This window comes from uncultured Odoribacter sp. (assembly GCF_937966165.1).
Classification (GTDB): Bacteria; Bacteroidota; Bacteroidia; order Bacteroidales; family Marinifilaceae; genus Culturomica.
Window position 1 is genome coordinate 83,593 of the sequence record NZ_CALCLB010000013.1, and the last position, 21,086, is coordinate 104,678.

Genomic DNA, 21,086 nt, shown 5'->3' on the forward strand with positions numbered 1-21,086 from the left:
TTTTCTGAGGGATCAGATTTAGATGGGAGTGTTTAATTTTTTCCTCAGTTTTTGACTGGCTTGCATGGAGCAGAAATGGGCTCCGCACATGGAACAGAAATGGGCATTTTTATGTCCTTCTTCCGGTAAGGTTTCATCGTGGAAACGAAGTGCTTTTTCGGAATCCAGCGCCAGGTGAAACTGATCTTTCCAGCGGAATTCGAAGCGGGCCTTACTCATGGCATAATCCCGGTAAGCAGCTGCGGGTTGTCCTTTTGCCAGGTCGGCTGCATGTGCAGCCAATTTAAATGTGATGACTCCTTCTTTTACGTCTTCCCGGTCGGGGAGTCCCAGGTGTTCTTTCGGAGTTACATAGCATAACATGGCGGTACCATACCATCCAATCATGGCTCCGCCAATGGCGGAGGTAATATGATCGTATCCCGGAGCGATATCGGTGACCAAAGGGCCGAGCGTATAGAAGGGAGCATCGTGGCAGTATTTCATTTGTAATTCCATATTTTCCCGGATTTTGTGCATAGGGACATGCCCCGGTCCTTCAATAATAGCTTGGACATTATAAGTATGAGCAATTTCTGCCAGTTCTCCCAGCGTTTTCAACTCATCGATCTGGGCTTCGTCATTGGCGTCGGCAATACAACCCGGCCTCAATCCGTCTCCCAGGGAGATGGCTACATCATACCGGGCCAGAATCTCACAGATTTCCTCAAAATGTTCATATAGAAAACTCTCCCGTTTAAAAGTGGTACACCAGTGTGCCATAATGGATCCCCCCCGGGATACAATACCGGTAAGCCGGTTTAAAGTAAGAGGAATATCTTTCCAGCGGAGCCCGGCGTGAATTGTAAAATAATCTACTCCCTGTTCCGCCTGTTCAATGAGGGTGTCCCGGAAGAGTTCCCAATTCAGGCGGGTGATATCACCGTTTACTTTTTCCAGGGTTTGATAGAGGGGAACAGTGCCTACCGGTACGGGAGAATTCCGGATAATCCATTCCCGGGTTTCGTGGATATTGGCACCTGTGGAGAGGTCCATAATTGTATCGGCTCCCCAGCGGAATGCCCACACAGCCTTTTCTACTTCTTCGGCAATAGTGGATGTGACCGGGGAATTACCGATATTGGCATTTATTTTCACCAGAAAATTGCGTCCGATGATCATGGGTTCGCTTTCCGGATGATTGATATTAGCCGGAATAATGGCCCGTCCGGCTGCCACTTCCTGCCGTACAAATTCAGGGGTGACATAAGAGGGAATAAAGGCACCCAGCGGATTTCCTGTTTCTTTTTTATAGTTTTCAGCAATCTGATCAATGAGTTGATTTTCCCGGATAGCAATGTATTCCATCTCCGGGGTAATCTTTCCCTGGCGGGCATAATACATTTGGGTAACACTTTTGCCCTGGCGGGCAACACGGGGATAAAGATTGACGTGTTCAAAACGAAGGGAATCCAGGGAAGCATCTGCCTGCCGCATTCTTCCGTATTCGGAACTCAAGCCCTGCAGTTTTTCAGTATCGTTTCTGGCTGCTATCCATTCCTCCCGGGTCCGGGGCAGCCCTTTACGCAAGTCTACCCGGTAAGCAGGGTCTGTATAAGGGCCTGAAGTATCATATACTACGACGGGTTCGTTGGCTATCCGGTTCCCGTCTGCTTCCAGCGTATCGGACAGTGAAATTTTCCTCATGGGAACCCGGATATTGAATAATTTTCCTTTTACATAGATCTTTTCGGAACCGGGTAAAGCACCGGAGGTGACTGTAAATTCTTGCATATTGAAGTAAATGTTTAGAATCCTTTCACAACCGAATATTCTATAAATTGATTAGAAATAGAGGCATTCGGAAGCAGATCCGCTATTATACATTATCAGTGAAAAAGGAAGTGTAAAACGGTAAGAAGTATTCTATTTACCTCCGCCGGCATTACCCGGATCAGGTTATAGGGTATAATCTCAGCCCGTCGTATTAAGGCACCCCTTATTCTGTTTACAAAGGTATATGAAATATATGAAAAAAAAGAAAATGCAGAAAAAAATTGAATGAGAATTTTTAAAATTTATATTTCACCTGTCATTCCGGATATACAGCTGTTATTGAATTTTAAATCTTTTGCCTACTGTTTTTTAATTTGTTTTTTCCATTGAAGGATTAAAAATAGTAAACCCGGAAAAAAAACGATAGCCGCCGTAACCTGCAAGGCTACAGCTAAAGAATAGGCATCGCTTAGCCAACCGATAAAGGGAGCCATGGCTGCAAACAGAAGACGGATGATAAAATTCCGGATGGAAAGTACTGTCGCCCGCATTTCGGAAAAAGTCTGTTTATTGATATATCCTTTCAGTATGGGCGTAGCAAATCCCCTGACCACATAAAACAGGAACAACAGGCCTAAACCCGGATAGCTGATATTGAAGGAAACGGCGACATACCCGCCAGCAATGAATAAGAGAATAAAAAGATAGGTTTTGTTTTCTCCGAACCGACGGTTTAAATTGTCGGAATAAAGAGCGGCTACCCCTACTGTAAGATTTAATACCGTCCAGATAATGCCGTACCAGGTCGTGGGGGTATCTATGGCGATCAGTATCGGTTGTACAAACCAGGCCATCGTCAGCGTAGCTGCCCCGATAATTCCTGAAAACATAATGTCATAACAGAGACTTTTATTGGTAATCAGAGAATAGCGGATGATATAGAGGATATTTTTTAACGGATGTATCACTTTGGTACGTACCGAATATTCCTTCAGAGTCAGAGCTGCCGGGATACCAATAAAAGCGATAAAAGTTTGGCAATAAAAAGGCATACGCAGGGAAGAGATGGCTAAAAAACCACTTACGATACCGGCAGCAGCTTCCGAAAAATTTCCGATCATGGTCACCCGGCCTTCGTATTTTAAATATTCCTCTTCTTTGCGGTGATGTAACATCGTGTCGTATAGCAAGGCGGAATCAGCACCGGAAACCAGACTCTGTCCGATACCTAAAAATACTTCGGCCAGAAAAAAAGCTCCCAGGGTATAAGAAAAAGAATAACAGAGAAAACCTCCGAACGCTAAACTGCATCCGACGAGTAATGTATTTTTGCGCCCCCATACATCGGCCAGGTAACCGGCAGGAATTTCAAAAGCAACCACCGCAATGGAGTAAACACTCTTCAGTAAAAAAATATCCTTCAATCCCAATCCGTTTTCTTCGTAAAATAGAACGATGATTGGCATTACCAGGGTAAACCATTTCGATACCTTTATAAAATAAAGGGCTATTATATTTTTTTTGAAAGATACAGAAGGCTCCATAATTCATCAGACGGACAAAGGTATAATTAATTTTTGATTTACGCTTTAACCGGATTCCAATGTTCGGCTTTCAAGGAGTTGTTCCTCTAAACTAACGTCTTAAATATGACTGGATGATGCCTTCACGTGTATTTATAATAAATCCGTGAATTTTGTAAATGAAATAAAGAATGGCACGATAATTGTGGAAATGCACAAAATATAAGAATTTGTGCAATAAAGTTTTTGTTTTAAATAAAATCATATATTTTTGTTACAGATTACAACTAATTACCTGTTTATACAATGAGAATCGAAAAAATCAGTGATATTTACGAATCACTTAAAAAGGATGTGCGTAAAAAACGTCTGGCTGTGGCTTATGCGAACGACAGTCATTCTATTGAAGCAGTACATGCAGCTGTAAAGATGGGCTTGATAGAAGCTACTTTAGTGGGGGATGAGAAGGAAATAACCAAGGTGTGTAAAGAACAAGGATATGATCTGTCGTGTTTTGAAATCGTGCACGAGCCTGTCGATATCAAGGGAGCCCAGAAAGCAGTAGCATTAGTGAGGGAAGGGAAAGCCGACATTATTATGAAGGGATTGGTGAGCACGGATAAATATATGAGAGCCATTTTAAACAAGGAAAAGGGCCTGGTGGAGCCTAATACGATTTTGTCCCATGTCACTGTTATGGAATGTCCCTCTTATCATAAATTATTGGTAATCAGTGATGTTGCTGTTATTCCTTTACCGGATTTGAATCAGAAAATTGCGATGATCAAATATGTTACGCTGACGGCCAAGGCACTGGGGGTTGATTGTCCGAAGGTAGCCATGATTGCTCCTACGGAACAGGTATTACCTAAAATACAATCGACTGTAGACGCTGCTATTTTGTCAAAAATGGCAGAGAGGGGACAGATTTGTAATTCCATCATTGTCGATGGTCCTATGGCTTTGGATGTGGCCATAGATAAGGAAGCAGCCCAAATCAAAAAAGTACGTTCAGTAGTGGCAGGAGATGCCGACTGTTTGGTATTTCCCAATCTGGAAGCGGGAAATGTATTTTACAAAACCAATACCAAAATCTGTAAGTCTGATCAGGGGGCCATACTGGTTGGGGCTAAGGTTCCCAGCGTATTATCTTCCCGGGGAGACAGTGTAGAGACGAAATTGAATTCGATAGCTTTGGCTGCTTTATTAGCATAAAATTTGTATAAAATAGCCGGAAAACACTTTTGGGATGAATTGCTGCTTCTTTACGGAAACGGACGAATGTTTCGCTGCAGAATGGAACGAATTGATTCTTTAATGGTACCGCTGGTTCAGTAAGCAAGGGAATTGCAAAATGAGTCACAATCCTGTATAAAGTGTTATATCCGTAAAAGTTTTTCCGGCTCTTGCAAGGAATTAGTTAAGCGTTCCGTTTTCTGCTTTTTGAATCATGTCTTTATTGGCGGTGATGTATATTTCAACCCGGCGGTTTAAAGCCCTGCCTTCTGCTGTACTGTTGTCAGCTACAGGCTGATCAAAAGCCAGGCCTTCTGTTTTGATACGGGAACGGCTGATGCCATTGCCTACTAAAAAATTAGCAACGGCTTCGGCTCTTTCTTTGGATATTCTTTCATTCACTTCCCGGCTTCCGGTATTATCAGTATGTCCGTAAATTGTAATGTCCGTATCCGGAGAATCTTTCAGAGAAGCAGCGAATTTTGTCAAAGCGGTCCGGGCTGCAGGACTTAATTCACTTTTGTTGGTGTCGAATAAGATACCGTTATCAAAGGTTACTTTTATGGCTTGCAGGTTGTTTACGTCCGTAACGGTTTCTACTTTGGCTTCTTTAATGGCTTCCAGTTCTTTTTTTTGTTTATCCATTCTCCGGCCAATCAGTGCTCCTGTACCGGCACCTACTGCTGCTCCTACAGCCGCACCTATGGCTGCCCCTTTGCCTTTACCTGCCAATGCTCCGATTCCGGCTCCCAAGGCTCCTCCTCCTCCTGCACCAATTACTGCTCCCTTGCCTGTATTACTCATACTGGCACATCCACCTAAAAAAGTGCCTGAAAGGATAATGCTTCCACTCATCAATAATGCTACAAATAATTTTCCTGTTTTCATTTCGTTTTAGTTTAGTTGTTTAGTATATACACAAAATTAAGAACTATCTGGCAAAGGTGAATGGATTCTGAGCGAATTTTATAATTTTGTCAGCATAAAAGGAGAGAACGGATTTAAAAGGTCTCCCATAAGGTAGTAAGGTATACGATTCATTTAAATAAAAGAAATCTAAATTATATTAAATATGGCTGTATATTTTGTGAGCGGTATTGATACGGATACGGGAAAATCAGTTGTGACAGGGGTCATTGCCCGTACTCTGAGACAAAAGGGAGTAAATGTAATTACTCAGAAATTTATTCAGACAGGATGTAAAGGTATTTCGGAAGATATTCTGAAACACAGGGAAATCATGGGAATTGAACCGGTAGAAGCGGATAAAGAGGGGACAACCTGCCCCTACGTCATGACCTACCCGGCCTCCCCCCATCTGGCTGCGGAAATAGATAAGGTCCGTTTGGATAAAGAGGTGATTCAAAAGGCTACCGAAAAATTACTCCGGAAATATGAGGTAGTATTGTTGGAAGGAGCGGGAGGATTATATGTACCTGTGACGCGGGATTATCTGACGATAGACTATATACAGGAACAGGGTTACCCTCTGATTTTAGTGTCTTCCTCTAAATTGGGCAGTATAAATCATACGTTGATGAGTCTGGAATTATGCCGGTTGAGGGGGATTCAGGTCAGTCACGTTATTTACAATGATTTTCCCAATGATAGTGAGTGGATAAAAGAGGACTCTATAAAAGTGATCCGGAATTATATTGAAAAATATTTTCCTCTTTGTGAGTTGTGGGAAATGCCGGTTGTAAAAGGAAATCAATGGCCGGAGCTCCCTATTACGGTGAGTAAAGGATAAGGCGTAAACCCCGGTTTTTATCTGTTTACTGCTTTTGCAATACCGGAACATTTTTTCACCGGAGGATTGATATTGAAAAACGAAAAGAGAGGAAATGGAAAAAAGTAAGACGCATGAGAAAAATTGAACTCTTGGCTCCGGCCCGGGATTATGCTATCGGAAGAGTTGCTATTGACAACGGGGCAGATGCCGTATATATCGGAGCTTCTGCTTTTGGGGCCCGAAAGGAGGCCGGTAACTCTCTGAAAGATATTGAGGCTTTCGTCCGGTATGCCCATCGTTTTTATAGTAAAGTATACGTTACTTTAAATACGATTATATACGATTCGGAACTGGCTGAAGCGGAGCGCTTGGTGCGGGGATTGTACGGAATCGGAGTAGATGCGTTAATTATTCAGGACATGGGATTACTGCAACTGGATTTGCCCCCCATTTCCCTTCATGCGAGTACTCAGATGCATAACTATGAACTGGAAAAGATAAAATTTCTGGACCGGCTCGGGTTTCAGAGAATTGTCCTGGCCCGGGAATTGTCTTTGAAGGAAATCACGTCTATTCGGAAAGAAGTGAAAGCAGAACTGGAAGTATTTATACACGGGGCATTGTGTGTGAGTTTAAGTGGTCAATGCTATCTCTCCCAACACCTTTTCGGGCGCTCTGCCAACCGGGGGGAATGTGCACAGGCATGCCGCATGAAATGGACCCTGAAGGATCATTCGGATAAAGTATGGTTGCAGGACAAGTATTTGTTGTCCCTGAAGGATTTAAATATGTCAGCTTATATAAACGATTTAATTCGTATCGGAGTGGATTCTTTTAAAATAGAAGGTCGCCTGAAGGATGCGAATTATGTGGCAAATACTGTAAATTACTACAATTCGCTTATAAACAATCAGTTGGAAATAAAAAATAATTCGATCGGGCGACTTTCTTCCGGAAAAGTAATACCGGGTTTTAAGGCGGATCCGGAACGGAGTTTTAACAGGGGATTTACGGATTATTTTGCCCGGGGACGACAAAAAGGTCTGGTAAATATGGAAAGTCCGAAATCTTGGGGGAAACTCTTGGGAAAAGTTAAAAAAGCATATAATAATGAATTGTGGATCTGTACGGAAGAAAAATTGCATAACGGGGACGGACTTTGTTACCTGGGTCAAAAAGGACTGGAAGGACTGCGGGTAAACCGGGTAGAAGGAGAGAAGATCATTTGTAATGAAATGTTGCATATCCTTCCGGGAACAGTGATTTACCGGAATTACGACCATCAGTTCGCTACACAGATTGAAAAGTCGAAATCGGTAAGAAAAATTGAAATTATCCTGCGGATAAAAGTAATAAACGGACACATTGAATTATATGCGGAAGATGAGGATGGTATTGCCGTTGATTTTAAACCGGAGGGGTATTTTAAACGGGCAGAACGGCCCGGACAAAAGGAACGGATAGAACAGCAGTTGAGAAAGTGCGGGGATACAGATTTTGTATGCCGGTCGGTATATTATGAAGGGGAAGAGGTTATTTTTATCCCGTCCGGACAAATCAATGAATTTCGTCGTTTTTTACTGAACCGGTTGTCAGAGGCCCGGGAAAAACGCAGGACGGTTGTACGGATGCAGCCTCTCGACCGCCAGCTACCTTATTTTCCTCACATCTGCTGGCAGAATAATGTCGTCAATCAAAAGGCAGAAGCCTTTTACCGGGAACATGGTGCTACAGATGTGGAAGCAGGTTTTGAACTTACCGGAGCTGCTAAGGGAAGAGAATTGATGCATACCCGTTATTGTCTGTTATATGAAATGGGATATTGCCGCAAGCAACATTCTTCTAAAGAACTGGATTTTCCCCTTTACCTGTGTAATGATAAATACCGGTTCCGGCTGGAATTCGATTGTAAAGAATGTTTTATGAAAATTTTATCTGCAGAGGAAAGCTGAAGATGGGGAAGCTGTATTATTTCAATCCGGATACAGAAATGGCGATAGCCAATGGAAGCCCTTATTATACGCCACCGGCCAATATCGTCAGAATGGCGCATGAACTGGCTTATTTACCGGCTTATTTCTCTGAGCAGGGAGATGCTGTCTGGATGAAACAGCGGCCGTCGCCGAATTTTCTGGAAACACAACTGAAAATTTTCAATCTGAATCCCGCTATCATTACCCAATCGGAAGAGATTCCTTCCTGTTTAAAACCTGAGCCTTGGGGATGGAATCCCAGGGTTGCGGCATTGTTGCAGCCTGATAAATGGAGACCGGAATACAAGGAGAAATACAGCCGGAAAATGGCCCGGAGTTGTTTAATGCATTTACAAGGCACGCTCCCTTTTATAGAAACTCATATTCTTCCTGTTGTTTGTTCCTCTTTGCAAGAAATTTCAGCTAATTTACAAAACGGAAAAGATTATTTGGTAAAAGCTCCCTGGTCGTCTTCGGGTAAAGGATTATTAAAAATTCCGGGAGGAGATTTAAATGCAAAAAACCGGGAATGGATCGGAGGGATATTGGACCGGCAAGGGTACATTATGCTGGAAGAATATTTGGATAAAGAATGTGATTTCGCCATGGAGTTTTATGCGGCAGGGGGAAATGTCCGGTTTCTGGGTTTGTCTCTTTTTTATTCCGGGAAAAACGGGGATTACAGGGGAAATTACATCGGAGACCAGAAAAAAATAGAGAAAAAGCTCATTTCTTATACAGGTGAAACTTGTTTTGCCGGGTTGAAGCAGTCTGTTACTGTACTTATGGAAACTCACATCGGAGCTTTTTATGAAGGGTATTTTGGAGTAGATATGATGATTTATAAAAACCGGGAAGGAAAATATAAGATACATCCTTGCGTAGAAATTAATCTGCGTTATACCATGGGAATTCTGGCATTGTTTTTATCGCAACGTTACATACAGAATACTTCAGAAGGTGTATTTACTCTTTCCTATTTGCCGGCTGCCGAAGCTGCCTGGCAAAGGCAGTTCCGGTTAACCCGTGATTTTCCCCTCCGTTTGGAAGCCGGAAAAATAAAAAGCGGCTATGCCGGCCTGACTCCTGTGGAAAGAGCTACCCGGTTCACGGCAGAAATCCAACTGACAGATGCTGCTCCTTTAGAATTCTGATTCATCCAGATTCATATTGATGTGTTTCCGGGTAGTGCCTGCTATTTTATTCACAGCGGGTAGGATACTTTGATTCTTATGAATCTTGACCGGTTTTATGCCGGCAGCATCTGCGGCTTTTATATCCCGGATATTATTTCCGATCATATAAGAAGCACCCCGGTCAATATGAAAATCTTCTATAGCCATATTGATCATATAAGGGGAAGGTTTCCGGCATACGCAGGTTTTTATGCTTTCGTGGTGGGGACAATAGTATATTTCACTGATTGTAATACCTTTTTCTGCCAGGGAATGACGTATATAATCATGTACCTTTTTTACATCTTCATGTGTGTAAATTCCTTTTGCAATCCCGCCTTGATTTGTGACGATAAAAAGCAGATATCCGGCTTGCTGAAGTTTTCTGAGCCCTTCTATAATCCCTTCATTAAAAACAACATTTTCTACACGATAAATATAATGTTGATTTTCATTGTTAATGATTGTTCCATCCCTATTAAAAAAGACTGCCTTGTGAAGGGGTTGTTGAGGCATAGGAGTAACTGAACCCTTTTTTTTCATCATAATTCCCGAATTTTATATACTTATTCTGTTTTATTCCTCAGTCCTCTAAAAAATACCCAAAAGATTTAATGCATAATTTTAAAAATCAGTTCTTTTAGCAATTCTCCTTCTGATGTACCTGCATTTCCAACGCCTTTTGATTTCATATCGTATTCTCTTAATAAAGATATGATTGCAGCGCATTTGACTGCATTATAGGCTTTGGCTCCTTCTGTATAATCTTTCATAAAAAAAGCATTGATACCTAAAATACGGGCCATTTCCTGTACGTTAGGCGTTGCTTTCTTCTGGTAGTGATAGGTCAATAAGTTCAGAAAGTATTTAAAGAGCATTGCTACCGTTAATACGAGAGGATTGTTTCTAGGGTTAGCCTGAAAATAATTTGCGATACGGTTTGCCTTTACAAAATCTTTGCGGATAATGGCAGCCTGTAGTTCAAAGGTATTGAAGTCTTTACTGATACCAGTATTTTCTTCTACGAGGATTTCGTCGATTTCTCCTTCTGAAGCTAATGCAAGTTTATCAATCTCATTGGCGATCCGGCTGAGATCATTACCCAAACTTTCTGCTAAAATACCGGCTGCTTTAGGGGTAATGGAGTGATGGGTTGACTGGCAATACCCCATGATCCAGTCCGGAATTTTATTTTCATATAATTTATTGGAATCAAGCCAGATACAATGAGGGGATGCGGATAACTTTTTAAATACATTTCTTCGTTTGTCTGCTTTTTTATTTTTGTATGCAAATAATAAAACAGTAGACATTTGCAAGTGATCTATATAGGGGAGGAGATTGTCGAAGTCTCTTATATTCTGTGCTTCCCGGACGATTATCACCTGCCGTTGTGCCATGACCGGGAAACGCCTGGCCGTATCTGTAATAGTGGTCATGTTGACTTCATTCCCGTACATAACCATTTGGTTAAAGGCCTTTTCGTCTTCAGTAAGGGCATCCCTTTCCACCAGATCTGTAATCTGGTCTATAAAAAAAGGCTCTTCTCCATTCAGGAAATAAAGAGGTTTATATTTACCGGCTTTCAGGTCTTTTACGATTTCCTCAAATGTCATGTCTTTCCGTATTTCTGACAAAAATAATAAAGAGTTAGGAATTTCTTTGTTTTCTTTTTATTCTTTTTGCCTTAATTCCCCTTTGCTGAAAGGGATTTTATAATTCTCCCCTTTCAATTCTTTTAACAATTTCCTCTATTTCGCGGTCTTTTCCATACGGTTCATAATCGGCTTTCAGATTATTTCCGAATAAAAGTGCAAGGGATTGCCAGAAATAGGCATTTACACTTCCTTTATATTCTTTGATATGTGCGAAAGCGCTGTTATTTGTTTCCCGGTAGATTAACCTCACTAAAATACGCCCTTGGGTGATCGTAAGTTTCATTAAAGGTTGCTTGAACGCTTTCATCAGGGTTTTGTATTCTTTTTTGATAATTTCTTTGCGTTTTGACCGGTCTTTTACCTGCCCGATCTGCCGGTCGATTTGTTGAATTTGCCGTGCAGCTATCCGGGCGTAGGGATATACTTTTTTCACATTATATTCCAATCGGGTCCGGCGTCGTCCGGCACGTTTATATTTTCGTTTGTAAAGATTTTTGCCTTCGACTTTTATTTCCTGCAAATACACATGAGGCAAGGTATCACCTTCGGTTACAGTAGCTGGGAGAAGATGTTCCTGTGCATCTAAGGCGTTTGTATAAAAGAAAGATAAAAGTATGCCGCAGATTATTCTTACCATACCAAAATAATTTGCTATTTTTGACAGGTAAAAATACGAATATTTGTGGACGAACAGTTTCAGGATTTATTTAAAATAAAGCCTAACCGTAAAAATATTGCGGTAGGGGATATCTTAATTGCCGAACCTTTTCTGGAAGGCCGGTATTTTTCCCGTTCTGTCGTTTATATTGTAGAACACGACGGGAAAGGGAGTATCGGATTTGTCTTGAATAAACCGATGTCTTATACCACTTCGGATTTGGTTGGAGAGCTGAAAGGATTAGAATTCCCGGTATACTTGGGAGGACCGGTAGAGCAAAATCAGTTGTATTATTTGCATACCCATCCGGAGCTTCCGGATGCTTTGCCTATTGCTGACGGAATTTATTGGGGCGGAGATTTCGGGGAGCTTACCCGTTTCCTGAAGGAAGGGCAGATTTCTCCTCAGGAAATCCGTTTTTTTGCCGGTTATAGCGGATGGGAATCCGGACAATTGAAGAAAGAACTGGAGGAGAATTCATGGATGGTGGGCAATATGGGGCGTGACCGCCTTTTTCAGTTACCTTGGGCTGAATTATGGGAAAAATCGATGTCGGATTTGGGAGGAAGATATAAAATATGGGCAAATTTTCCGGAAGACCCGATTATGAACTGAGGAGAGGAATCCGAAAGTTGTTTTGTATTTAAAAAGTTAAATAGCAGGTCGTTCTATCGCTGTCCTGAAAAGGAGAGAGGAAAGTCCGGGCAACACAGGGAACCGTGCTTCTTAACGGGAAGATGTCTGTGAAGGCATATTCAACGTAACAGAAAAGAACCGTTTCGGAATGAGAAAAGTCCGGAATAAGGGTGAAAAGGTGGGGTAAGAGCCCACCGGTGTTCCGGGTGACCGGAGCAGCCGTACGTCTCACGGGTTGCAAGACCATGTATACCGACGTTTTAAGCTTTCCCGGCTGAGTCGGGGGGTAGGTCGCTTGAGCTGCAGAGTGATCTGTAGACTAGATAAATGATAGAAACCGAAAGGGACAGAACCCGGCTTACAGACCTGCTATTTTTTTGTTTGAAAAGAGATGAAACCAGGTTTCTTGTATGTTTCATCATTAAATAAATAGGTGTTACGATTTAAATTAAAAAATGAAATCAATACGTGAGATTTTCAGAATGGGATATGGTCCTTCTTCCAGTCATACCATGGGACCTAGCCAGGCAGCTGATTTTTTTAAAAGCAAGCATCCGGAAGCCGATAAGTACCGGATTACTTTATACGGTAGTTTGGCTTTAACCGGGAAGGGACATGGTACAGATACCGTTATAAATAAAGTTATTGGCAGGCCTGAAGATACGGAAATTGTCTGGAGACCGGACCTTACTTTACCGCGGCATCCCAATGGAATGGTTTTTGAGTGTATTGTCGATGAAAAAGTGACGGATAAATGGGAAGTGTATAGTGTGGGAGGAGGAGCTTTATGGGATGCTGAGGGGACTTTTGATTCGGAAGAAATTTATCCGGTTACCACCATGGGGGAAGTATTGGATTGGTGTAAGAGAGAAGGCTGCACTCTGGTGGATTATGTAGCGGCTCATGAGTCAGCTGATATTTTCGATTATCTGGCAGAAGTATGGGCGCAGATGCAGCAGACCATTAAAAACGGTCTGGAGAACGAAGGAGTATTGCCCGGTACTTTAAAATTGGCCCGTAAAGCGAGTTCTTATAATATCAAAGCCATGCAATCGGCAGGTTCTTCCCGTCCGATGGGAATGCTGTTTGCGGCAGCTTTGGCTACCTCAGAGGAAAATGCGGGAGGCGGACGGGTGACGACAGCTCCCACATGTGGGGCTTCCGGAGTGGTCCCTGCCGTGATGTACTTTTTAAAGCACGATCAGGGCATGACCGACCATCGCCTAATCCGGGGATTGGCTACAGCTGGATTGATAGGGAATGTCGTAAAGAGTAACGGATCTATTTCGGGGGCAGAGGTGGGATGTCAGGGAGAATTGGGGACTGCCTGTGCGATGGCTGCCGGGGCAGCTACGCAAGTGCTCGGAGGAACGCCCCGTCAGGTCGAATATGCTGCAGAAATGGGATTTGAACACAATCTGGGATTGACATGTGATCCGGTATGCGGGTATGTACAGATTCCTTGTATTGAACGCAACGCCTTTGTCGCACAGAAAGCCAGGGAATGTGCCATTTATGCATTGTTTTCAGACGGAAGACATATGGTTACTTTTGATGATGTCGTAAAAACCATGATGGAAACCGGAAAGGATATGCAGGCAAAATACCGGGAAACCAGTCTGGGAGGGTTAGCCAGCGTGTGCCTGAAACGTATGAAATGTAATTTTAATGATAATATGTAACTGATTATTGAAACTAAAACAGACAGATGTCGTTAATCTTTTTACAATGCTATTGGGACAGCAGCATTTGAAATTTAACGGTTTACGGATTATGGATCGAATCAGGTTGAAAGTATTGGGATTATCCTACAGTATGTCACAAACCGGCGCTTACGCACTGATACTGTCAGATGAAGCGGATTTGCACCGGATCCCTATTGTAATTGGAATGCCAGAAGCTCAATCAATTGCCATCCAGCTGGAGAAATTACAACCCCAGCGGCCTCTGACACATGATCTGATCAAATCCTTGACGGATAGTCTGGAAGTTAGCCTCAAAGAAGTGTTGATCTATCGTCTGGACGCAGGTATATTTTATTCTGAACTTTATTTTGAGACTCCTATGCGTATTGTAAAAATCGATTCCAGAACTTCCGATGCTGTCGCCTTAGCCTTACGTTATGGAGCGCCTGTATACACAACTCCCGAAATTATTGAGAAAGCCGGAATTTTAGTAAACCAGGATGTGAGAGAACAGCAACAGGGAGAAATACATACGGGGGTTGTAAATGTTGAAGAAAATCAATTTAAAGAATATACGATACAGGAATTAACCAAACTGATGAATGAAGCTATTCGGAATGAAGATTACGAACAGGCGTCCAAATTCAGGGATTTATTAAAAGCGAGAAAAAAATAGAAATTCGTTTTTCTTTATGTGTATGCAATAAAATGGGGAGATGAATATCCATTTTTAGAGGCATTTTAAAAGGACTGCAGAAAGTGGTTAAAGGAAAAACGATAGGTGTACATTAATTGTAAATATATAGCTTATGAACAGTATTAAATTTGATTACAGTCCTGCCTGTAATTTTGTCAAAAAAGAAGAAATAAGTGCGTTATTTCCAGAAGCCGGAAAAGCTTTACAAAGCCTGAAAGATGGAAATTGTAAAGGAAATGATTTTTTGGGTTGGCTGGATCTGCCGGAGCAGATTACAGTTGGAGAATTAAAAGATATCGAAGAGACGGCCCGCGTTTTACGATCGCGTACAGAAGTTGTTGTCGTAATTGGCATCGGTGGTTCTTACCTGGGAGCCAGGGCTGTGATAGAAGCTTTATCCGGAAGTTTTCACAACTTTGGAAAAGCAGATATGAAAATCATTTTTGCAGGTCACAATATAGGAGAAGATTATTATTATGAGTTGTTGAAGTATTTGGAGGATAAGGAATTCGGTATTTGTGTTATTTCCAAATCCGGTACGACGACAGAACCGGCAATCGCTTTTCGTTTACTGAAAGAAATGCTGGAGAAGAAGGTTGGGAAAGCCGAAGCCGGCAAACGGATTGTAGCCATTACAGATGCCCGGAAGGGAGCTCTTCGTACATTGGCAGACCAGGAAGGATATAAATCTTTTATTATTCCGGATAATGTAGGGGGACGTTTTTCCGTACTGACTCCTGTAGGATTATTGCCGATTGCCATTGCAGGATTTGATATCGGGGCTTTGGTGAAAGGAGCTGCTGAGATGAGAAAACTTTGCATGGAGAATGAGATCAATCCGGCGATCGAATATGCTGCTACGCGGACGGTTTTGCAGCGGAAAGGCTATAAAATAGAATTATTGGCGAATTTTAATCCCAAATTACATTATATTATAGAATGGTGGAAACAATTATACGGGGAAAGTGAAGGAAAAGATCACAAGGGGATATTTCCGGCCGGAGTTGATTTTACGACCGATCTGCATTCTATGGGACAATATATCCAGCAGGGTCCGCGCATGATGATGGAAACGGTCATCTCGGTGGAAAAACCGCATTATCAGGTAAATATACCTGCTGATGAAGCAAACCTGGATAAATTGAATTTTCTGGCAGGGAAACGGGTAGATGAAGTAAATAAAATGGCAGAATTGGGAACGAGACTGGCGCATGTGGACGGAGGAGTGCCCAATATGTTGATTTGTTTACCGGAACTGACAGCTGAATTTATCGGACAGTTGTTTTATTTCTTTGAGCTGGCTTGCGGGATTTCCGGTTGCCTGTCCGGTGTAAATCCATTTGATCAGCCCGGAGTGGAAGCATATAAAAATAATATGTTTGCCTTATTGGACAAACCGGGTTATGAAGAGGCTTCTAAAGCCATAAAAGCCCGGCTGAAATAGAGGTGCGGTTTCTTCCGGAAAATCCCTTAAGCTTTTTCACAGCTTAGGGGATTTTTTTATTTTTGTCCCCGAAATGGAAGAAGGGATAACTCAACACACCTCAATAAATTGAAAAATGAAATCAATAGCTATTTTATGCGGGGGAGGACCTGCTCCCGGCATCAATACCGTAGTTGCTACGGTTACCAAAGTATTTTTAAAGGTCGGTTACCGGGTTTTAGGCATACATGAAGGGTATAAAGGTTTATGTGCAGACCATCCGGAAATGGAAGAGCTGACCTTTGAGAAAGCCGACCAGATTTATACCCGGGGAGGCTCCCTGATCAGAATGAGTCGTTATAAACCGGAAGAAAAAGATTTTTCCTGTTCCTTTTTTTTGCGCTATGAGGTAGAATTATTAGTTACAATAGGAGGAGACGATACGGCTTCTACGGCCAACCGGTTGGCAAAATATTTGTCGGAAAACAATGTTCCCATACAAAATATTCATGTACCTAAAACGATAGACAACGATTTGCCTTTACCGGAAGGTGTACCCACTTTTGGATTTATGTCGGCAAAAGAAATGGGGATAAACATCGCCAAGGTTGTAAAAGCGGAAGCGGCAACTACTCAAAACTGGTATTTGCTGATGTCTATGGGCCGGGAAGCCGGTCATCTGGCTTATGAAATTGGAAAAGGAATACAGAGTGCCATGATTATTATTCCGGAAATGTTCGGGGGAAAAGAGATTACCTTGGAGAAGGTAATCCGGTTAATTATTTCCGCTATGATAAAGAGGCGTATTCTCGGTCAGAAATCGGGAGTTGTTGTCATGAGTGAAGGAATTTTCCATTTTCTGAATGAAGAGGATATGGCGGCTTCCGGCATTGTTTTCGAACGGGATGCACACGGGCATCCGGAACTCAGTGATGTAGGAAAAGCCTATATTTTAAATAAAATTGTCCGGAAGTGCCTGAAAAAATATGGTCTGGAGATTATCAGCCGTCCGGTAGAAGTAGGATATTCCCTCCGTTGTGCAGATCCTTGCGGATTCGACCTGACGTATTGTACGACTTTAGGAATAGGCGTGAAAAAACTCTTTGAGGCAGGTTGTACCGGATGTATGGTGGCTGTAGATGTACATCAGAATGTGATACCTGTTTATTTGCAGGAGGTAGAAGATGAAAACGGGAAAATTCCTCCACGCCTGGTTAATATGCAGAGAGAAGAAGTAAAAAGTACTTTTTCCGAAATGATTTATTACCTCACGCAAGCCGATCGGGAAAAGGCTAAAAATTATCTTCCCCTCCCGGAATATTTCGAATGGGATCACATCATGAAATAAAAATTCCGAATAGGCGGGAACTTTAATATTTTCACGTATGGAATTCTTTAAAATGTAATGGTCTAAGTATGTTTTCCTTGCAGGATTCAAAAAAAATGCTGATCTTCGCAATCGATAAAAATTGGGAAAAATTTTAATTTTAAAACAATTCAGAATGAAAAGATTTGCTTATTTTAAAAATTTATGGGTTGTAGTGCTGCTGCCTTTTCTTGTAAGCGGATGTCTGAAGTCAAAAGACAATCCTTTTGATTATAACGTGGACATTTACGTTTTACAAAAAAATAGTGAGAGTATAGCTTCAACAGAAGCTAAATTCGGATTATATGTGGGAATTTATAATCCAATCGGGGATTTAGTCTCTGCAGAAGTCAATGGGCCAACTTCTCTGAATATGGTAAAAACGGGTATCAATGCTTATGAGACAAAAATGACAGATAGTGAGTTCAGCACGGATATACCGCAAGGCGTCTACCGGATTACTGCCGCCAATAGCGAGGGACAGACAGCCTTTCACAATCCTTCCATCCGGATTGATAAGCAACTGGGAAATTTAATAGTGGAAGAATTTGTATACAACTCCCAAACCAATACGGTTAAAGCCAGGTGGTTGCCTGTTGAAAATGCGAATGCATATTATTTAATGTATTCCATACAATCTTCGCAAAATAATTATTACCGGATTAATAACAGATATGTTTATTGGCACGATAGAGATCAGCAAGGGATAACCCAGGGAGAGATTTGTCTGGATGGCTTGGAGCTTATCGCAGGGACTCCGTTGAAATTAGCTATTGTAGCTGGTTACGAAGGGGATCAGGGAACATTAATGCTGGAAAGTACTCCTCTTTATATAAAGATAAAAACGCAAGAAGAACCCAGTATTCCCGAATAAACAGGGATTTTTCAGGAAGGGCACTTATTGCTTGACGGTTTCCCGATTATTTGATAGAGGATATAGGGTAAATTTCATATCAATTCTTTAAAAAGCGTATGCAGACGAAGATCGAATGTACATACGCTTTTTGTTTTCCGGATGACACGGTATTTATCGCTATGTATCCGGTTGTTATGTTGAGCAGCGTTTCTGGAAGATACAAGGACTTCAGAGCCCGTGAAAAATTTAAAATATAGGAATTTGATAAATTATCCCTAAAGAAATGCGTTGTGGATTCGTATTGGAAGCCCCGAAATTGCGGGCGCATTGTGTATAGTCGTAAGATCGTCCTACATAGGTGAGGAAAAAATGTAAATTTTCCCGCATGGGATAATATTCTATACCTCCTATATATCCCCAGGTTGTACTGTATTTCCCTTTTGCATACTCTTCGTTGGCGCGGGTAACGGAAGCTGTTTCGTACATTCCTTTAAGGAATACGTTTAATTTCGGACGAATCCGGTAATTGAAATGGGCAACTAAGGCCATATAACGTACGTCTTCTGCTCTGTTTGTAAAACCGGCAGCATAAGCAAGACGGGAAATAATGCCTTTTCTATCCAACTCTTCTTTTGACAGCATAAAATCGAAATACATATGAAAGCGATGGAGGTTTAATTCCGTCCCGAGAGCATAATAATACATATTCTTATTGGTTGCATCGTGGAATACAGAAGCGGACCAACGGGTACGTACCGTATTTTCCCAGAAACTTCCATTCCAGTTCAGGGTGTAGCCTAGAGGGGTTTTAGCAGCTTTAACCGTGGAATCGGTTCTTCCAAACATATCTTCGAAAGAACCGTTCCGGGAATTGACAACTTGAAACTGAAGTTCATGGTTATCCGTAATCCAATAAGAGAAATCTACCCCCGTTTGAAAACTATGCATATTGGCAAGGAGATCGCAGTATTCATAGACTTCGATCGGGTTCAGATCGAATTCCATTCCTCCGAAAACGACCGATTCTTTCCCGGCAAAAATGGAAAATTTTTCCGTGACCTGAAATCCGATGGCTGCATAATCGATGGAGTTCGGCAGATTGTCCAAAGCTTCGGGATTGTTGCTCCGGTTGAGACGCTGCCGGTAGCGGTAAAAGATCCACCGGTTAATATTACCTTTGATTTCCAAACGAAGCTGGTCCATTTTAAAGGTAGCCTGTTCGGTACTGTTTCCCTTTGGATATACATTGAAACTTACTTGCGTATTTAAAAATACATTTAATTTTTCTGTTTTCTTTTCGATTTTAGTAATGCGCTCGAATAATGTTTTTGCATCCAGGGAATCAATTTTGGAGGACTGAAAGCTTAGATGTTGTGAAAAAGCTGAAGCAAAACAAAATACAAGCGAGAGAAGTAAAAATAGTTTTTTCATCATTAAAAATTAAATAAATGATTCAAATCCTGTTTAAAATCTGTGGATTGTACTCTATTCTAGCAAAAAAAGTTACATAAAAACCTTTTTTCTTGTAGCTCTAAAAAAAAATACAGATATTCGTGCAATTTTAAAACGGGAAAAAACAATAAGTATGAAAACATTAAAAATGCTTAGGTATGGGCTGCTTTTGGCCACATTACCTTTTTTATTGAGCGGATGTCTTAAATCCGATAATCAGGTTAATTTTACAATTAGCACAGCTGGGTATTTCCTACAAAAGTTTGAGGAGGGAACTCCTGTATATGCACCTTATATATACAGTTTCTCTTCCCAGGAAATCGCCAGTGCAAAATTGCAGTGTACAGAAAATTCCAATTGTTCTTTTGTAAAAAAAGCAACTAATGTTTGGGAGACTCCTCTCCTATACAGCTCAAAAATGCCTAACGGAACTTATGAGGTACTGGCGACGAACCTCGGAGGAGAGACAGCCTCTCAAAGTTTAACTTTCAATATCGACAAGAGTCTGGGAGAGTTGAAGCTGAAAAAGTTTAATTTAGAATCCGGAACTATTTATGCCGAATGGGAGGCTGTAGAAAATGCCAATGAATATTGTCTGATGTTTTCTGTCCGGACGAAAGAAATGGCAAGTAGCGGAGGATTCAACCGCTATAATAATTATTACGTAAAATGGGATCCCTATAATTCAGCAATAACTTCCGGATCTTATAAACTGAAAGAGGTCGTATCGCGTACAACAGGATATATGCTTCAGGACGAGGATGAAGTACAAATCGCTTTTGCTGCCTTATATGGCAGCGGGAAAGGTACTTTGATTTTAGAGAGTAAACCGCATATCATTACATTAAAAAGCGGAAATATCGATTTCCTGGAATAGGGGAAAAGAATTTTGAATGATAAAGCTGTCTGAAAACTCAGGCAGCTTTTTTTCTGACCTAAAGTCTGTTTTTTAAATTTTTACTCATTTCCGGATCAAAAAAATTATAAAATATACAATTAAAGAGAGGAATGTAGATATAGGTATATAAATTATGTTACATAATATAAAAAATAGAATATTTATCTATATATTTTAAATATTAAATGATTATTTATATATATTTGTAATGTAAATTAGAAATGTAAAATAGGATTTGTTGTGTGTCATTTAAAAAAATAGATATTCAGTTTATTTCTGATGATATTTTAAATCCTAATTTGTTTAATCTCTTTCTTCTATGAATATATTTGATTTTTTCAAGAGATCAAAATGGTGTCAGCA

General features: G+C 41.2%; 18 protein-coding genes, 1 other RNA gene and 1 riboswitch. Of the genes, 12 read left to right on the forward strand and 7 right to left on the reverse strand.

Features of this window, described 5'->3' with window-relative positions:
* Window positions 1-18: 18 nt before the first annotated feature.
* Window positions 19-1,773 carry a phosphomethylpyrimidine synthase ThiC gene (gene thiC / locus Q0465_RS06195; RefSeq protein WP_298614135.1) on the reverse strand — a complete coding sequence of 585 codons (1,755 nt, stop codon included), beginning with the start codon at window positions 1,771-1,773 and terminating at the stop codon, window positions 19-21.
* Window positions 1,774-1,893: 120 nt separating this feature from the next.
* A riboswitch (TPP riboswitch) is annotated at window positions 1,894-1,989 on the reverse strand.
* Window positions 1,990-2,114: 125 nt separating this feature from the next.
* Window positions 2,115-3,299, reverse strand: coding sequence for an MFS transporter (locus tag Q0465_RS06200; RefSeq protein WP_298614137.1), 1,185 nt, complete (start codon window positions 3,297-3,299; stop codon window positions 2,115-2,117).
* Window positions 3,300-3,584: 285 nt separating this feature from the next.
* Here Q0465_RS06200 and Q0465_RS06205 point away from each other — a divergent pair, with 285 nt between their 5' ends.
* Window positions 3,585-4,493, forward strand: a complete 909-nt coding sequence (locus Q0465_RS06205; RefSeq protein WP_298614139.1) for a bifunctional enoyl-CoA hydratase/phosphate acetyltransferase — start codon at window positions 3,585-3,587, stop codon at window positions 4,491-4,493.
* 201 nt (window positions 4,494-4,694) lie between these two features.
* On the opposite strand, the gene Q0465_RS06210 is transcribed toward Q0465_RS06205, so the two are convergent.
* Complete coding sequence (locus Q0465_RS06210) at window positions 4,695-5,402, reverse strand: OmpA family protein (RefSeq protein ID WP_298614141.1); 708 nt, start codon at window positions 5,400-5,402, stop codon at window positions 4,695-4,697.
* A gap of 184 nt (window positions 5,403-5,586) precedes the next feature.
* Between Q0465_RS06210 and bioD the strand changes: the two genes are divergently transcribed.
* The 3 genes from bioD to Q0465_RS06225 all read left to right on the forward strand — a co-directional run bounded on the left by bioD (window position 5,587) and on the right by Q0465_RS06225 (window position 9,373).
* Window positions 5,587-6,264: a dethiobiotin synthase gene (gene bioD / locus Q0465_RS06215; RefSeq protein WP_298614143.1), complete on the forward strand. Its 678-nt coding sequence runs from the start codon at window positions 5,587-5,589 to the stop codon at window positions 6,262-6,264.
* A 113-nt stretch (window positions 6,265-6,377) separates the two neighbouring features.
* Complete coding sequence (locus Q0465_RS06220; protein WP_298614145.1) at window positions 6,378-8,198, forward strand: U32 family peptidase; 1,821 nt, start codon at window positions 6,378-6,380, stop codon at window positions 8,196-8,198.
* A 2-nt stretch (window positions 8,199-8,200) separates the two neighbouring features.
* On the forward strand, window positions 8,201-9,373 hold the full coding sequence (locus Q0465_RS06225) for a hypothetical protein (protein ID WP_298614147.1): 1,173 nt from the start codon (window positions 8,201-8,203) through the stop codon (window positions 9,371-9,373).
* On the opposite strand, the gene Q0465_RS06230 is transcribed toward Q0465_RS06225, so the two are convergent.
* From Q0465_RS06230 to Q0465_RS06240, 3 genes are all read right to left on the reverse strand, one after another.
* Entirely contained in the window at window positions 9,362-9,940 is a 579-nt protein-coding gene (locus Q0465_RS06230; RefSeq protein ID WP_298614149.1) for an HAD family hydrolase, read from the reverse strand. The two genes, Q0465_RS06225 and Q0465_RS06230, sit on opposite strands and share 12 nt — an antisense overlap.
* A 65-nt stretch (window positions 9,941-10,005) precedes the next feature.
* Entirely contained in the window at window positions 10,006-11,010 is a 1,005-nt protein-coding gene (gene holA / locus Q0465_RS06235) for a DNA polymerase III subunit delta (RefSeq protein WP_298614152.1), read from the reverse strand.
* 97 nt (window positions 11,011-11,107) lie between these two features.
* On the reverse strand, window positions 11,108-11,689 hold the full coding sequence (locus tag Q0465_RS06240) for a DUF4294 domain-containing protein (protein ID WP_298614154.1): 582 nt from the start codon (window positions 11,687-11,689) through the stop codon (window positions 11,108-11,110).
* Window positions 11,690-11,734: 45 nt separating this feature from the next.
* On the opposite strand from Q0465_RS06240, the gene Q0465_RS06245 reads away from it, so the two are divergent.
* The 7 genes from Q0465_RS06245 to Q0465_RS06275 all read left to right on the forward strand — a co-directional run bounded on the left by Q0465_RS06245 (window position 11,735) and on the right by Q0465_RS06275 (window position 18,391).
* Window positions 11,735-12,325 carry a YqgE/AlgH family protein gene (locus Q0465_RS06245; RefSeq protein WP_298614156.1) on the forward strand — a complete coding sequence of 197 codons (591 nt, stop codon included), beginning with the start codon at window positions 11,735-11,737 and terminating at the stop codon, window positions 12,323-12,325.
* A 40-nt stretch (window positions 12,326-12,365) separates the two neighbouring features.
* An RNA gene (gene rnpB, locus Q0465_RS06250) (RNase P RNA component class A) lies at window positions 12,366-12,723 on the forward strand.
* 78 nt (window positions 12,724-12,801) lie between these two features.
* A complete protein-coding gene (locus Q0465_RS06255; RefSeq protein WP_298614158.1) occupies window positions 12,802-14,028 on the forward strand; it encodes an L-serine ammonia-lyase in 1,227 nt (408 codons plus the stop codon).
* A gap of 91 nt (window positions 14,029-14,119) precedes the next feature.
* Window positions 14,120-14,707, forward strand: coding sequence for a bifunctional nuclease family protein (locus Q0465_RS06260; RefSeq protein WP_298614160.1), 588 nt, complete (start codon window positions 14,120-14,122; stop codon window positions 14,705-14,707).
* 133 nt (window positions 14,708-14,840) lie between these two features.
* Window positions 14,841-16,172 (forward strand): glucose-6-phosphate isomerase, encoded by a 1,332-nt coding sequence (locus Q0465_RS06265; RefSeq protein WP_298614162.1) that lies wholly within the window; start codon window positions 14,841-14,843, stop codon window positions 16,170-16,172.
* Between the two features lie 115 nt (window positions 16,173-16,287).
* Window positions 16,288-17,499 carry a 6-phosphofructokinase gene (locus Q0465_RS06270; RefSeq protein ID WP_298614164.1) on the forward strand — a complete coding sequence of 404 codons (1,212 nt, stop codon included), beginning with the start codon at window positions 16,288-16,290 and terminating at the stop codon, window positions 17,497-17,499.
* A gap of 154 nt (window positions 17,500-17,653) precedes the next feature.
* Window positions 17,654-18,391 carry a hypothetical protein gene (locus Q0465_RS06275; protein ID WP_298614166.1) on the forward strand — a complete coding sequence of 246 codons (738 nt, stop codon included), beginning with the start codon at window positions 17,654-17,656 and terminating at the stop codon, window positions 18,389-18,391.
* Between the two features lie 228 nt (window positions 18,392-18,619).
* Here Q0465_RS06275 and Q0465_RS06280 read toward each other — a convergent pair whose 3' ends face one another.
* Window positions 18,620-19,804 carry a porin gene (locus Q0465_RS06280; RefSeq protein WP_298614167.1) on the reverse strand — a complete coding sequence of 395 codons (1,185 nt, stop codon included), beginning with the start codon at window positions 19,802-19,804 and terminating at the stop codon, window positions 18,620-18,622.
* Window positions 19,805-19,958: 154 nt separating this feature from the next.
* On the opposite strand from Q0465_RS06280, the gene Q0465_RS06285 reads away from it, so the two are divergent.
* Window positions 19,959-20,702, forward strand: a complete 744-nt coding sequence (locus Q0465_RS06285) for a hypothetical protein (RefSeq protein ID WP_298614169.1) — start codon at window positions 19,959-19,961, stop codon at window positions 20,700-20,702.
* Window positions 20,703-21,086: the final 384 nt, after the last annotated feature.